At 53.4% G+C, this 15,025-nt stretch carries 9 protein-coding genes; 1 reads left to right on the top strand and 8 read right to left on the bottom strand.

Annotation, left to right across the window (positions count from 1 at the left end):
* The 8 genes from PAT3040_RS38480 to PAT3040_RS07475 form a co-directional block, all read right to left on the bottom strand.
* Positions 1-289 (bottom strand): glycosyl hydrolase family 28-related protein (locus PAT3040_RS38480; RefSeq protein ID WP_305778770.1); only part of this gene is annotated, 289 nt, incomplete at its 3' end.
* Positions 290-303: 14 nt separating this feature from the next.
* The gene (locus PAT3040_RS07505) at positions 304-2,100 is read right to left on the bottom strand and encodes a sialidase family protein (protein WP_108992111.1); all 1,797 of its coding nucleotides are present in this window, start codon (positions 2,098-2,100) and stop codon (positions 304-306) included.
* Positions 2,101-2,307: 207 nt separating this feature from the next.
* Positions 2,308-3,441, bottom strand: a complete 1,134-nt coding sequence (locus PAT3040_RS07500) for a glycoside hydrolase family 88/105 protein (protein WP_108992110.1) — start codon at positions 3,439-3,441, stop codon at positions 2,308-2,310.
* Positions 3,442-3,457: 16 nt separating this feature from the next.
* A complete protein-coding gene (locus PAT3040_RS07495; protein WP_108992109.1) occupies positions 3,458-6,505 on the bottom strand; it encodes an alpha-L-rhamnosidase in 3,048 nt (1,015 codons plus the stop codon).
* Positions 6,506-6,543: 38 nt separating this feature from the next.
* On the bottom strand, positions 6,544-8,793 hold the full coding sequence (locus PAT3040_RS07490) for a glycosyl hydrolase family 95 catalytic domain-containing protein (protein WP_108992108.1): 2,250 nt from the start codon (positions 8,791-8,793) through the stop codon (positions 6,544-6,546).
* Positions 8,790-11,903, bottom strand: coding sequence for a glycoside hydrolase family 2 protein (locus tag PAT3040_RS07485; RefSeq protein ID WP_181376487.1), 3,114 nt, complete (start codon positions 11,901-11,903; stop codon positions 8,790-8,792). The genes PAT3040_RS07490 and PAT3040_RS07485 overlap by 4 nt, the downstream gene beginning before the upstream one ends.
* Before the next feature lie 47 nt (positions 11,904-11,950).
* The gene (locus tag PAT3040_RS07480) at positions 11,951-12,262 is read right to left on the bottom strand and encodes a hypothetical protein (RefSeq protein ID WP_108992107.1); all 312 of its coding nucleotides are present in this window, start codon (positions 12,260-12,262) and stop codon (positions 11,951-11,953) included.
* Between the two features lie 302 nt (positions 12,263-12,564).
* Complete coding sequence (locus PAT3040_RS07475) at positions 12,565-13,929, bottom strand: alpha-L-fucosidase (RefSeq protein WP_108992106.1); 1,365 nt, start codon at positions 13,927-13,929, stop codon at positions 12,565-12,567.
* A 112-nt stretch (positions 13,930-14,041) separates the two neighbouring features.
* Between PAT3040_RS07475 and PAT3040_RS07470 the strand changes: the two genes are divergently transcribed.
* Positions 14,042-14,935: an AraC family transcriptional regulator gene (locus PAT3040_RS07470; protein WP_108992105.1), complete on the top strand. Its 894-nt coding sequence runs from the start codon at positions 14,042-14,044 to the stop codon at positions 14,933-14,935.
* Positions 14,936-15,025: the final 90 nt, after the last annotated feature.

The following is a 15,025-nucleotide window of genomic DNA, read 5'->3' as shown; positions in this document are numbered from 1 at the left end:
GGTTCGCGCTGAACATGACGAGGGCGCCCGCCTCGGCATGCAGCCGTATGCCGCTTTGCAGTCGAATCGGTCCGGTCAGCCATAGACCTGCTGGAATAAGGACCGTTCCTCCGCCCTGCGAGGCGCATCCTTCTATCGCTGAAGCGAACGCCTCCGTATTGTCGCTTAATCCGTCTCCGATCGCGCCGAAATCGGCAATGTTAAACGTGCAGTCCGGAAATACGGGCAATTCCACTTCGGGCATGTCGAAGGGCAATGCTTCGTTACATGCTAATTTGGTCGCTTTCACTTGTTCGTGCCTCCTTAAATCGTATGGATGTTAACTTGGTTTATATAGTAAGAAACGGCCTTCGCCGGTTCGTCCGCTTCCGGCAAATCCGCGGTTACAAGCGGCGTTTCCACATGCGGCTCCCTGCGCATCGGTCCGGTGCGCAGCACGAGCCTTTCGAGAGTGTAAGCCGGCATGGAGAACGGGTAAGCCTTCGGAGCCGGCTCGCCGTCTACCTCGACTTCAAACCATTGCCTTTCCGTATCGAAGCGGACGATCAGCTCGTACCACCGGTCCGGCTCATAACGCAGCAGCTCCTTCCAGGTACCGGCTTGCAGCACTTGCAGCGCCCCGTCCGAATGAAACCGAATCCGTATAGGCGCTGCGCTCTTGGCATCGCACAACTCGATATACAGCTGTCCGTCATTCGCCTGCTTCGCCAAGATCCGGATTCGAAGTTCGCCTGCGGCGCATTCCTCGAACACGCGCTCCGCCTTCGCGTAATCGCAGGGATCCGCGTCGTTCAGCTCCAGGCTCCTGTCGCGCCCGGATGGAAACGCCGCGACGGAGACGCTCGCCCATTGCGGACTGTACACGTTCCAGTCCGGCACCCGATCTTCTGGGGACAGTTTGTCGAACGTATCGTTGACAGGCCCGCTAACCCGGAACCCAATCGGCACCGGTATTTCGCTGACCCATATATCCTCCTTGTTCGCGCTGTAGGTTACCCACATGCTGCCGCTTGGCGGATCTCCCGCCTCGATGCCGCGGACATAGCTGTTGCCGTAATTTTTATGAAATCCGAAATAGCGCCTCGGCGGCACTTCCCCGTTAACGACAAGCATATCGTCAAAAGCAAACCCGTCATCGCCCGTCACGACCGCAAGTGGCCATCTGTGATTGCCGATCGGCGAAGGGTTATATAGAAGCGCGTATTTGGAATCCGAGGCGCGTTCCCCCCACACTTTGCCGCCTGCCATAATAAGGGAAGGCGAGCGCGTTTGCTTGGACCAGGTGCGTCCTTCGTCCTCCGTTACCGCATGAAGCGAATGCTTCCATAACCCTGCGATCCGTCCGTCAGGCAGCCGGTAAGAGTTGAAGGCCGTTCCCCCCTCCACCGCGTAGAAGCCGTCTCGGCTGCGATCCTCTTCCCACCATTGAAGCGTGGCTATGCGGTCCGCAAGCAGCTCATCGCAGGCTTCGCGGAAGCCTTCTTCTCCGGACTCCGTATAGAAGGGATACTTCACGTTTTTCTCGTACCAACCGGAATGACCGTTCAGCCTTACAAAATAGATCGGGCCGAAGCTGCCGTCCTCTCCGATCTCTCGCACGACGCGTCCAATGCCTTTTCCGTTGTTCGGATTAACGCTTGGCAGCGGACAAAATCCGTAAAACGCCAACGCGAGCAGTCGGCCGTTCGAAGCGGCGTAAAAGCCCATTCGTTGATGCATAACGCTATAAGTCCCCTCCGGAAGGATCTCGCCGTCCGGATAATGATGCTCATGTTCCAGCTGGTATGGAGGAAATAAGACGACGGGCGTCGACCAATGCCAGCCGTCCTTCGATGTCGTCAACAGCGTCTGGCCTGGCGGCACATGCTCGTGAACGGGGCAGCTAAGATACTCCAAATAAAAGCAGCCTTTCCAGTAGGCCAACATTGGCGCATGGTTGTAGGTCCAACCGCTGCCGTCCGACAACTCCGGATGCGAACGGTTTGCCCGGAACACTTGCCTGCTCCGCACGCCAATCGCAGGGCGCAGCTGTCCATGATGATAGTCCAGGTTGGCGGTTGTGCCGCCGACATATCGAATTTGGTTCTCCGGATGATCCATTAGGCCCTCCATATTAGTTAGGTTAACTACACTTTACACGGTTTTGGAACTATATTTATAGGCCAATCGAACCGTGTTTATAGGGGGAAAAGAATTTAGAAAAAAGGGCGGTTCAGGTGTCGCTGGACGGGTAAACGTCGGATTCGAACGGAGGACTCGATTGGATTCCATACGATGAGGATTTAGAGCAATACGCCGAGGAGATCGTTAAGAAGATCGTGATGGATTGTCCATCCGTTCGATTTCCGTGCTGGCGAGAATAAACGGAGCAACGCCCATCATCGCATCCTGTACAACCGGTTCGCTGAGGTAATATTCATAGGAACCGTCTCTGTACGGATCGCCTCCAAGTCCTGCGCCTGCGCAAATTTGCGTCAAGTGAACGCCGCCTTCGTCATCGAGCTCGATCAGGCGGTCCAACATTCCCTCATATCCCCGTTTAGCTGCCGAGGCAAAGCCTCTTGTCAAGTAATGAAGTCGCACTCCTTTGGCGAGTGCATATATAAACATCCCCGAACTGGATGCTTCAAGATAATTGCCTTTCCGTCCGCCTTGGTCAAGTACTTGATACCAAAGACCGCTTTCCTTATCCTGCACCTTCACAAGCGCGTCAGCCATTCGTTCGAAAATGCCGCAGAGCTGTCCGCGCATCGCATGATCGCGAGGGAAATATTCCAGCGAATCGGCAAGCGCCATTGCGTACCAGCCCATTGCCCGGCTCCAGAAGTGAGGAGACTTGCCCGTCGACGGGTTGGCCCACTCCTGCTCGCGGGTTTCGTCCCAGGCGTGATACAACAAGCCGGAATTCAGGTCGCGGGTATGCCTCTCTATGGTAAGCAGCTGATGTGCCGTCATATCGAACCACTCCGGCCGATCGAAGACAAGCGCATATTCCGCCATAAACGGCGAGGCCATATACAGACCGTCCAGCCACATCTGGAAAGGATATCTTTTCTTATGCCAGAAACCTCCGTCGCTCGTCCGAGGTTGCCCCTTTAATTGATCGGCCAGCAGGTTGATCGCTTTCTCGAAGCACGGATCGCCGGTTTGCCGAAGCATCAGATACAGCAGCTTGCCTTGGTTAATATTATCGAGGTTATAATCCTCCAGAACGTATCGTTCAATCGTGCCGTCCGCGTGAATGTGCCGACTCATATTCAGCTTAATAAAGTCGAAGTATTTCGAATCGCCGGTCAGCTCCCATACTCGTTCAAATGCTATCAATGTCATGCCGGTGACATAAGCCCACCTATTTTCAAGGTTAGGGTGGTATCCTTCCGGAGAGGCGTTTTGCAAAATGTAGTCAGCTGTTCTTACAGACCATGCATGGGATCGGTTCATTTAGTCCTCCTTCAGTTCATAATGATGCATCTTCAAATAGAACAGATGTAAACGTATAGCTCCCGGATTCAAGCTCATAGATCGCTTTGTTATTCATGTATTCGACGAACTGGATCCCTTCTGCCTCCTGAATCGTCCGTCCGCCCTCCAAGACAGGATGTTCGCAATCCGCTGGCAGAAAAAGCTTGGCGGTCGTATTGGCGGGAATCGTTACGGAGTATGTGAATTGTTCCCCGATGAGCTCCCATTCGCTTCGAATGACCCCGCGGACGGAATCATACGATCCTTTGACCCAAGTAATCTTCTTGTTTATGTCGATATGAGGCTGCAGGATCACTTTCTTGAAGCCTGGTTGCGTTGAATCCGCGGCAATGCCGACCATATATTTATACATCCATTCCGCTATCGAGCCATAAGAATAATGATTATATGAATTCATGCGTATATCGCCAAAACCGTCTTCTGCCGAATAGGAATTCCAGCGTTCCCAGACCGTTGTTGCCCCGTTTTTCACCGAATATAACCATGATGGCATGGCATCTTGCAGCAACAATTTATACGCAAGTTCCGTCAGTCCCACATCAGATAATACGGGCGCGATCACGTTTACGCCAAGGAAGCCGACAGACAGTGTGTTCTCGGCATAATGAACCCTTGAGCTGTTTGGATGTGCCGCTTTGTACGCCTCGCTATTTTGGATGTTGTCGGCAAGCAAGCCGATCATTTGCTGCTTTTGGTCCTCGTTTTCATATAAACCTAACTTCAAACACCACAGCAGCGCAGTTTGGCTATTGTCTTCCCAAATAATGTTCTCGACGCCTACTTGATCCGGGTCGACATCATATTCCAATGACGAAAAACCACCCGAAGACAGGACCATTAACGCTCCATCTTTATCGATGCGAATATAGTTTTGGATAAAGACTTGTTTGATTTTTTCGAACAATGTTTCATATTTCCGCACGTCATCCTTATTCCCAATCACTTCAGCCATGCTCGCCATCAGCTTGGCATCAAATGCATAATAAGCATCGCTCATGAGCTGACGGTCCGTTCCTTGGAAGTTCAACCAGTCCCCGATACTTCCAGCCCCTCTATACGTTTCGCCTGTCTGTTCATAGATCCAATCCATATGACGGTTCATTGCCTCATAATTTTTGCTAATAATCGTGATATCCCCGGTCATTTGCCATACGGTCCACGGTACGACAATGCCCGCGTCAGCCCAACCGCCGTTGCCGGCATAACCTCTGAAGTTCGCATACCTTCCGCTCGGAGCCGTCGATGTAAACGCGCCGTTTCCATACGCAGCTTGATTTTCTGCGAGCATATCCATCCAATTCTCGAGAAAGAGGGCTGCATCCATATTATACAGAGCGGTATTGGCAAATAACTGCGTATCTCCCGACCAACCTACACGTTCGTTTCTCTGTGGACAATCGCTTGGAATCCACAAATAATTACCTCGGTGCCCCCACATAATATTGCTATAAAGCTGATTAATATCGGGATGTGATGTTTCAATACTTCCCGTTTCCGGAAGGGCCGACATCGCTACCTTTCCCGTCAAACCCTTAATTAGCACGGATTCGCCCCAGGCAATAGCGACTTCAACATATCTAAACCCATGATAGGTTAAGGTTGGTTGATAGGTTTCCCCCATCGAAGATCCTTTTAACGTGTAGTCATCCGATGCTTTTGCATTCCGCAAATTCGCAGTGTAGATCGAGCCAACCGGACCGTCTGCGCCATTGCTGTCATCATTCAGTATTTCTGCATAACGAAGTCTGATTCGAGTCCCTTTCCGGCCTTGGACCGTAATCCTCGGAATGCCGACCATGTTTTGTCCCAAATCATAGATCGCCGTCTCACCCGAAGAAATCGTAACAGCACATCGTTTGGCAGCCTCTAAGTCATAAACGCTTCTTGCATGGTCGACTTTGACTTCTCCTCTGCCGATTGCGCTATCTTCATTATTGACAACGTCGGTATAGACGGTGATTCCTTGAGGGACGCGGTCCAAACCATCCATAATCTGCACGGTATGGCCATGATACGATGTCACGTTAACATCCGGGAAAATTCTTCTATAATCATGCTGCTTGACCTCACGCCACTGTGTATCATCAAAACCGGCTTCTGACCAGCCTTCCTGTTCCATCGTGGCATCATACGACTCGCCGTCATAAATATCGTCGGCTCTTACCGGTCCCGTATCGGTCGCCTTCCAGCCGGAATCGATATCCGTCACAATCGCTTGCGTCGTATGATCTTCATAGGTGATCAACAGCTTGCATAATAACCCCAGTTCATTCCGTTCATCGTTATAATATACCGTTTGTATATCGGGGGCTGGCGCTTTGGAAATACGGCCATTCCACCACCCGTTTCCTAACGTAATTGCTAGAGCTGCTACATCACCTTTTAAGAAGGAGGTAACATCATACGTCATGTAGTTAATGGTTTGATCGAAGTTCGTCCATCCCGGAGGCATGAGTTCGTAGATGCAGCCGCCATCTTCTCTGACAATCCCAAGCTTATGCCCGTTGATATAGGCGTCGTATACGCCCAATGCCGAAATATACAGTCTGGCTCGCTTGATCGCCCCGTTCAGCTTCGTTTCTTTTCTAAACATCGGCGCCCCGGAGCTTTTAGGCAACTTACCGTCCATCGCGATCCACTTGGCACCATCCCAGCCCGTTATCCCGTCTGTTGATCTTAATCCGGTTTCAAAATAGGCCTCTTCGTTTACTTCAACCATTTGACCATTCCGATCCCATACGATAATCGTCCAGTAATAGCGGGTCGATGGCTGCAAAGTCTTGCCCTTGTAGGCGATCGCTGCCGATTCATTGGACTCGACTTTACCGCTGTTCCACAAATCCGCAGTGTCTGCTGCCAATTTCTCCGGCATGGATGCAACTAGAATCTGATAGGCCGTCTGCTTCTGTCCACGTTCGGCGGACTTCATCATCCAACTGAAACGCGGCGCCTCTACATCAATGCCGATTGGATTGCTCCTATATTCCACTCTTAGATTTGTAATCGATACCTGGTTGCTCAAATCCAGTTCCTCCCGCTATGTTTATCTTGTGTGCTCCGTTATGAAGATTGCATGACCAACTGGACTCCTGGCTCTAGCGTGACGCATTCCCCCGAACGAAGCTTAAGGCTAATGATCGCCTTATCCGTCTCGACAACAGCCTCGTCCTTCCGGATCAACGCCCTTCCTCCGAAAGGATTGACGAGACGGATCGTTTCATCGCGTTCGCTGTAAACGGTCACTTGCTGTACCTTTCCGCCTGCTTTGCTTCCCGACAGCAGAAACGCTCCCTCAGCCCGAATGCCCGCGAACGAGGCGTCTTTGAAGCGCCGGGACAGCCCCGTGAACACCTTGACGGTTCCTCTGACGCATTGCACGTACATTTCCAGCGCCGCCGCCGCCGCCGCGATCGAAGCTTCTGCCTGCATGGTGTCGCCCCCGGTAAACTGGCAGAAGCCTTCATAATTGGCGTTATGCCTGGTCGCATAGCTCGGCATCATGAACACCTCCCTCAGCAGGTGTAGAGATAGCAGCGCCATATCCGCACGGCCCATTCGGTTGTGCAAGATCGAAGCCCAAGGCATTGACCAGCCGGCCCATCGCCCCATGCCTTTGTCGATCCATGACTTATATGCGTTCGAGACGGCTTCTTTCTGCGCGGGATCGTCCATTTGAATCGTATCGAAGGGAAAGATGCCGGCCAAATGAGAATGATGGCGATGCGATTCGGAAAGCGGCTGTCCTTCCCACAGATACAGCTCGAGCCCGGGCTTCGTGCCGAACTCTTGGAATTGCCGCGGTCCGGCCGTATAGGGCGGAAGCTTCTCGCGGATGTCGGCTGCCATGGCCGCATCATCCGGATCGATGCCGTACTTTTCGTCGAGCTCCAACAGCTTTTCGCATAAAAAGTGGACATTGACGAGAAAGAAGGTCGAATTCCGGCCGAGTCCGGCTTGCGACGAGCCGCCGAATTCCGGCGAAACGGTGACCGGCAGCGAATAGCTATCTCCATCCTTCTCCATCATTTCCCCGAATACGCGAAGAGCCTTGCACATAAACGGATACACTTCGTCCAGCAAGTATGCCTCGTCTCCGGCATACTTGGCATATTGCCACATCATCTGGGCGACCCACGAGGTGTTCGCCTGATCGATCGTTCCTGTCCACATGCCTCCGACCGGACGGCCGCGGTCGTCTACCGAATGACCAAGCATATATCCGTCATCGATGCCGACGAAACGTTTGGCGTTCAGCGCCAGCGTCGGCTTCCAGCCATCGATCATGGAGAACAGCGGCTTCAGGCTGTCCAGCAAGTTGGAACCGTATGCCGGCCATAAGCACTGTTGGACGTTAATATTGAAGTGATAGTCGCAGCTCCATGGCGGATTCCGGTATTCCTCCGCCCAAGGGCCTTGCAGCGTCGGCGCGATCCTGCCCGGCATGGAATTGCCTAACATCCGGTAGATGCCCAAGTAATACATCCTTTCTATCTCATCGTCAGGCAAGGAGATATCGGCCGCCCGACGCCATAATGCCCGCCAGCGCTCTCTGGTTTCGCTTGTTGCGGCGGCATACCCTCCGTCAGAGGGGGAAACCGAATCCAGCAACGCGCTCGCTGCTTGTCTAGCCTGCTCCGGATCAGCACCGTATTCCGCGGCGATCGCGAGCGTCCCCCCGCGTTGCCTCATCCTTACGGCGCATGCCGGATCCTCCGGCAGCGCCTGCACCCACCCATCTTCCTGTGCCGCAGGGGCCGGAATCCCGAAGTCGTCGAAGTACGCCTTCGTCTTCTCGAAGGAATATGACGACACAGGTGTTATGCTTTCAAACAGCTCTTCGCCGCCCGAGAGCAGCAGCATCGGCTTATCGATCACAACGGCAAGATCGATAACATGCTCGCGTTCGCCACGACGGCAAACCAGCCGGGCTTCACCTTCGTTCATATGCAGGTTAGCCGAAACCAATCGCACATCCGGCTTCAGCCTCGCTTCGAACCGTCCCATCGCCAGCCGCGTCGGTCGTTTCTCCTTGCCGTTTATTAGCGTAGTCGGAAAGAGCTCCCGCGCGCCTTGGAAATCGCCGCTCTCCAGCAGCGATTTCAAATGGCCGTACGTACATTCGTCCCGCCAGATCGTTCCTCCGCGATGATCCCAATAATCGGCCCGATTAATCGTCAGCATAACGGTCTGGTCCTGGAACCAGATCAGAGCTCCGAACACGCCGTTCGACAACGGAATCCCGTCATGACAATAACCGGTGTCCAGCGTCCACGGCACATCGTATGACGGACTTATCTCAATGGCTTTCATAATCCTCCGCCTCCTTCAAGAATCGTTAAGTTTCCTCTTCCGTGCCTCAAGCCGACAATCAACTCATGCAAGAGCAGGTCAAGCGGCGGGTTGCAGCCCAGCCGTCCTTCGAGGCGAAGTCCCACAAAGATCAGCTCGCCGCGCCCGAACCGGACCGAGCCGACGACAGGCACCCTGCGTTTGCGCGCTCCGCCCGACGGGGTCCGACCTTTCGGCTTCGCGTACGCATATAGAAGCGGCGACATGGACTCCGAGTGCCAGCCGCATCCGGTCAGAGCGTCTATGCGGTCCAAGGTTTTGTTGTAGAAGAATTGGAAGTCGGAAGCCCCGAAATGCTCGAGCCGCTTATCGGCTTCATCGAAGGCCAGTGTATACAGGCTGCCCGTCTTCTCCTGCCGCGCGGCGATATCTCCGATGCGCCATTCGCTTTCTCCTCCCTCGTCCGGGACGATGATCGCCTTTGCCCCCGCTTCGATCCTTCTCGCGATCTCGGTTTCATGAAGACGGAACTCTTCGGCGGAAGACAAGAAGATCACGTCGAAAGGGAGGCCGGCTTCATAAGTCCGGCCAGGCACGCCCATTGCGGCGAGCAGCGCTTCCGCTGCGGTTCCGATCGCCGCCGCATTTACCGTGCCAGTTGTTTCGCCATCTACGGGCGTAACGTTGTTCGGGAATACCTCGATGTCGAACCTCTCGCTGTTGACGAGTTCTCCTGCAAGATTATAGACGGAAAGGTCCGCTTGAAGCGTGCGGCGTCTATCGACCTCCGGCATGACAAACGGCACGGAGCCGACATAGGCGGAATTGGCGCTGCCGATGTCTGCTTCAAGCTCGAAGGATGCATAATCCTCGGTCTCGTTCCGAAGCGTCGCGACTAGCTTCAAGCCTTGATAATCATCGGGCGTATCATTAAGCAGCCAAGCTTCCAGTTCGAGGAGTTCGCCTGCATACGCGCGCCATCGGTCGCTCCGCCAATGTACGCGCAGCGGTTCCAAACTGTCTTTGTATGCAAAGTAGGCCGGCTTCGGCACCCGGTCGGCTCCGACAAGCGATTTCATCCAGCCCGACGGCCAAGCGTCGATGAGCAGATGGATGGCGGACTGCACGATCAGATCGGCGCGCCGGCGGATCGCATCGGTCATCAGCTTTGTGACGAATGACTGGTATCGCTGGCTCCGCTTGATCCAGTCTCCGATGCGGTCGGCTTCCGGATACCAATCGCCATGATGCGAATACGTCTGACTATCGACGATCGCATCCGGCATCCAAGGGTCGTCCGGATTCTCCGGCAGCCATTCCATCGGATAGCGCTTGTGCATGAGGGCAAGATGATCCAGCGCCTCCGAGCCGTATTCCCCGCATCCGGTCTTCCAGTCCTTCTGTAGCGGCGGAAGCCCGCCCTTATAGAGCTCTCCGAACGAGATCATATGATTCGTATACCACATCGTATAGCAGTGATAATCGGACAGTCCCGTTTCCGTCGGCGGATCATAATCGCCGTCGGCGTTTTTCACGACGCGGTCCGGATTCTCGATATAGATGGCATGCCTTGCCGATGCGAAGAACGCTTCCATTTCGTCACGGTACAGATGCCGATGTCCTTTGCCCCGCTTGGCGGGACGGGATGGCTCGTTGATCAGCGATACCATAATGACGCTCGGATGGCTGCGTACGAGCCGCTCCATCTCTGCAGATTGCCTCACTGCCTCGCAGAACTTGTTTCGACGGATATAGCCGAACGCCGGCAAATCGCATTGGTTCATCATGCCGAGACGGTCCATGTAATCGTAAATTTCTTCTTGCACCGGCCGCTGCGTAATCCGATAAAAGTTCAGATTGGCCAGCTTCGCGATCAAAATATCGTCGATAAGCTGCTCTTCGTCACCTTGCATGACGCATTGCTGGAGATGCCCCATCTCGTTTGCGCCCCGCAGCAGAATCGGCCGGCCGTTCAAATACAGCGTCCCTTTCGGCGTCGCCGCTTCGTCCATCCGGAAAGATCGCATGCCGAAGCAACGGTCTTTGGCATCCTGCAGCTCCCCTTCGCGGTCCAGACTCGCTCTAAGCCTGTATAAGCGCGGCGCGTCCGGTTCCCAGCTGCGGAATGCCGGGAAGGCGATTTTATACCGGTAATTATTCATGCCCGGACCCGCGTAAGCAATCGGGAAGCGAATGCCGGAGAGCCCTTCTCCCTCGAAATTGTCCGCATAAACGTCGACCGTCAGCTCGGCTCCTTCGATAAGACCTGCCGTCATGTTCATGACGTCGATCCACGCCTCAAACGAACCTTCCTCCGGATTGGTCCTAATAAAGATGTCGTCTACGAATAGTTCCGCCCGTTCCTCCAGGATCACCTGGTTATAAATGCCCGCGCCGGGCGGGCAATGATGCCAGCCGTACACCGGTTCGTCCCAGCCCGGACCCGTGGCGGCGTACATCTTGTCACCATCGAGCCGAGTGCCGCCAACGCCCATCATCGGATAATCGTTTTTCACTTCGACAACGAGCACATTGGTCTCTTCAAGCAAAGAAGTGATGTCGAACTCGAAAGGCGCAAACAAACCTTCGTGCATGCCAACGCATTTGCCGTTCACGTAAACGGCCGCTTCATAGTCGACAGCTTTAAACACAAGAAACGTTTTCCTTCCTGCTTGCGGCTTCGGATAGCCGAATGTCGTCCGATAATAGCCGGTCCACCGGCCCTCCTCCTTCGTCGGTCCGCGGAAGTCGGGGATCGAGACATGCTCCCATTCGCCTTCGCCTCGCAGCACCCGGGCGAATTCCCCGCTTCCTCCCTCCTCGTAGCGGAAATCGAAGCGGGTCAGCTTCCGGCTGGGGCGGGAATAGGCGGGTGACGGCGATAGCTGCCTCAGATAGGGGCGATATCGCTCGCGAAGCTCGGCCAATTCCTGCCCGAATCGGCTCAGCCGATCCTCGAAGCTTGGCTCGATCAAACGCTCGGCTGCCGTCTCCCCTTTCCTGAACAACCTTTTCGTCCATTCGCGCGGCCGGATTTCGGTCATGCCTTCCTTTGCTAGCGGATGCTCGCGAAGCGCGATTTCCGCGAAAGGATCCATCGTCTGTGAACGATCCTCCTGCGTTGAATTCAATGAAATGCCTCCTTTTCCAAGATAGAATGATAGCCTCTTGCGCCTATCTAACACCGTGCAATCGTATAGGTTGCGCCCAGCTCCGGCAATCGCAGCCCAGCACCGTCGTCCCGCTCCGGACCCGCAACGATCGGCTTCAATCGAATCGTGAACGATACCGGCTCTGCGGGGATCAAATAATCCGCCAGTGTCGGCATTTGGACGTAGGAGGAGGCGTTCTTGTCACAGGTTGCGGCTGCAGCCAGCGCCGTCTCCCTGTCTTGATAAGGAATGCCCCGCGCATCCGCCAGCTCGGCATGGATCTGCAAAACGTCCGGGTTCTCATAATCCGGCGATTCCTGATTAAATCGCAATCTCATGTCTCTACAGCTCCTTTACTTCTAATTTCGTGACATCTATCACTGCGTGAAAGAGAACGCTTCTGTTTGTTTGAAGACCACTTTACACGGTTTCAAGACTTCGTTTATAGGCTAATTCAACCGTGTTTATAGGGGTTTTTCACGAAGGTGAAACGGCCGATGCCATCCACGTCTACGCAGCGGCTAGACCGCCGAAATCTATAATCATATTGCGTCCACTGGACGAGCAAACCATGAGCCATATCTTTTAAAAAACAAAAGCAACCTCCACTCTGTTGAGTGTAGGTTGCTAAGAAAGGTTACTATCGGCTTTTCAAGAAAAGCTCGATGACAGGGACGGTTACGTTCGGCTTCTTGACCGGCAGCAGCAGCGTCAAGATATCGCGCGGCCTTCCCTCGTTGAAAGCGCCCGCTTCCATCGTCATTTCCTCTTCGCCTTGCTTCATTCTAATTTCCGAAGCATCGTTCAGCAGTTGCGCATATTCCACCATGCCCGTCAAACCTCGCAGATGAATATGCTTGAAAGGCCAGCTGTAAACGTGCAGATAAAGACGGTTGTTCTCCGGATTGTAGGTAAAACGGCAATCTTCCGGACATTGAAGCTCCTCCGGCGCGGCCGTACAGCCATAAATCGACCTGCTGTGGCGTTTCATCCATTCGCCAATGCCCTTCAAACGATCGATGGCACGTTCATCGAATTCACCTCGACCTGTCGGTCCGACATTAAGAAGCAGATTGCCTCCCTTGCTTACCATGTCTATTAACATTTTCACAAGGGTGTCGACGCTCTTCCACGTTTCTTCGTCGCGGTAATACCCCCATGAGCCGCTGAAGGTATGACACGCCTCCCAGACAACGCGCTTGCCGTTCATTTGAATCCACTCGCGCGGTTGATATTGCTCCGGCGTCGTGATGTCCCCTTTCACCTGCAGGCGATCATTCAGCAAAATATGCGGCTGCAGCTCGCGAATAAGCTCCACAAGCTTCTCGCTTTGCCACTCTTCCTTGCCTTTGCCAGGGAAGCCTTCTTCAGGCGGGATAGAGAAATCGAAAAACATCAAATCGATCTTGCCGAATTTAGTCAGCAGCTCCCTTGTCTGCCCATGCATGTAGTCGACATACTGCTGCCATTCGCGATGCTTCTGATCTTCCAGAAACTCTTTATTGTATCGAAGCGGATGTTTGACATCGAGCGTATAATGCCGATGATGCCAATCCAACAGGGAGTAATACAGTCCCGGCCTGATGTTCTTTGACTTGAATGCTTCTATCATCGGCGTCAGCAGGTCTCGGCCTGCCGGCGTGTTGGTCGCTTTGTAATCAGTCAGAGCCGAATCCCATAAGCAAAAGCCTTCATGATGCTTCGCGGTGACTACGAAGTATTTCATGCCGGCGTCCGAGGCAAGAGTAGCCCATAGCTCGGGATCGTACAAATCCGGATCAAAGCGTTTGAAATATTTGTTGTACTGCTCATTCGTCATAAATTCCCGGCCCTTCATCCACTCGTGCCTGGCGCCCAGCGAGTACAAGCCCCAATGAATGAACATGCCGAAACGATCATGCGTATACCAGCTTGAATCCCCTGTTGTCTGCTCCATTTCAAATCCCATTCGATAATCCTCCCGTAACCGTTGTTTGGCTGTTCTTGTTTTGGATATCGCTTTCATTACTTTCATTCCAGCGGTTGATAGTCTATAATTATAGCTGCTTCCTATTAAGAGTTCTCTAGCTGATATTGCTGTAAAGTTAAGGGATATTGCTTTTCGGAGGGACTGCGGCATGACAAATCCTTATCAAATCAAGCAAGACGTCCCGCATCGCGATCTGGACTTTCCGTTTGACGTCTTCCACATCATTCCGCCCGGCAAGGAAGTGCTGCACCTGCATTGGCATGATGACTTGGAACTCATCTATTTTATAAGGGGAAACGCGACCTTCTATATCGGCTCCGAGATGGTTAAGCCGAAACCTGGCGATTTGATGTTCGTGAACAAGGGAATGATCCATACGGGGTTTGCGGATGACGAACATCAGGTGGAATATTACGCGTTGGTCTTTCATTCCGTGCTAGTCGAAAGCCGGATGGCGAGCGCAAGTCAAGTGCAAATCACAAATCCTTATGCTTCCGGAAAACTTTTTTCTCCCATCCTTCTGCCGGCAACAGATGCGTTTAATTCTCTCATCACCGGTATTGTCAAGCAGATGATCGCCGAATACGAGCAGCAGGCTATAGGCTATCAGGTTGCGATTCTGTCCATGCTGCATCTGCTGCTTGTACATTTATCCCGCCATCGCCATCTGCATGGACCAACCGGTTCCGCAGATACGGTAGGCGCGGATTTAACCGATAGATTCAAAGAGCTTATCGCGTTTGTGGAGCGGCATTATCCGGAGAAGCTCACCGTACAGCAAGCGGCCGGCATCGTCAATTTGAGCGAATACCACTTTTGCAGAACCTTTAAGAAGGTAACCGGCAAGACGTTCGTGGAGTACGTCAATTTGCTCCGAATCAACGCCGCCGAGCAATTATTAATCCATTCCTCCGATCCGATCACGGAAATCGCGTTTAACGTCGGCTTCGGCAGCGTCAATTATTTCAGTCAAATGTTCCGGCAATACAAGAGGCATTCCCCTTCGGAATGCCGGAAGCGGTATGCGCGGGGACTCACATAAACCGCATTTCGATTTTCTCGCTTCATACGATTTCGCCCGCTCCCCCCCCATCGATTGGCGGGGGTGCTCCCGATGGAGAACGCCCGCCGA

Origin of the sequence: Paenibacillus agaridevorans (genome assembly GCF_003112455.1) — a bacterium.
In the GTDB taxonomy this organism is placed as follows: domain Bacteria; phylum Bacillota; class Bacilli; order Paenibacillales; family Paenibacillaceae; genus Pristimantibacillus; species Pristimantibacillus agaridevorans.
Note: the sequence above shows the minus strand (reverse complement) of the source record. Positions and strands in the feature narration are given on the sequence as shown.

What these genes read in the sequence shown, in the direction of transcription:
- PAT3040_RS07505 (WP_108992111.1), bottom strand. Translation starts at nt 2,100, where the DNA reads ATGGATCATCCGGAGAACCAAATTCGATATGTCGGCGGCACAACCGCC.
- PAT3040_RS07470 (WP_108992105.1), top strand. Translation starts at nt 14,042, where the DNA reads ATGACAAATCCTTATCAAATCAAGCAAGACGTCCCGCATCGCGATCTG.
- PAT3040_RS07500 (WP_108992110.1), bottom strand. Translation starts at nt 3,441, where the DNA reads ATGAACCGATCCCATGCATGGTCTGTAAGAACAGCTGACTACATTTTG.
- PAT3040_RS07490 (WP_108992108.1), bottom strand. Translation starts at nt 8,793, where the DNA reads ATGAAAGCCATTGAGATAAGTCCGTCATACGATGTGCCGTGGACGCTG.
- PAT3040_RS07480 (WP_108992107.1), bottom strand. Translation starts at nt 12,262, where the DNA reads ATGAGATTGCGATTTAATCAGGAATCGCCGGATTATGAGAACCCGGAC.
- PAT3040_RS07475 (WP_108992106.1), bottom strand. Translation starts at nt 13,929, where the DNA reads ATGAAAGCGATATCCAAAACAAGAACAGCCAAACAACGGTTACGGGAG.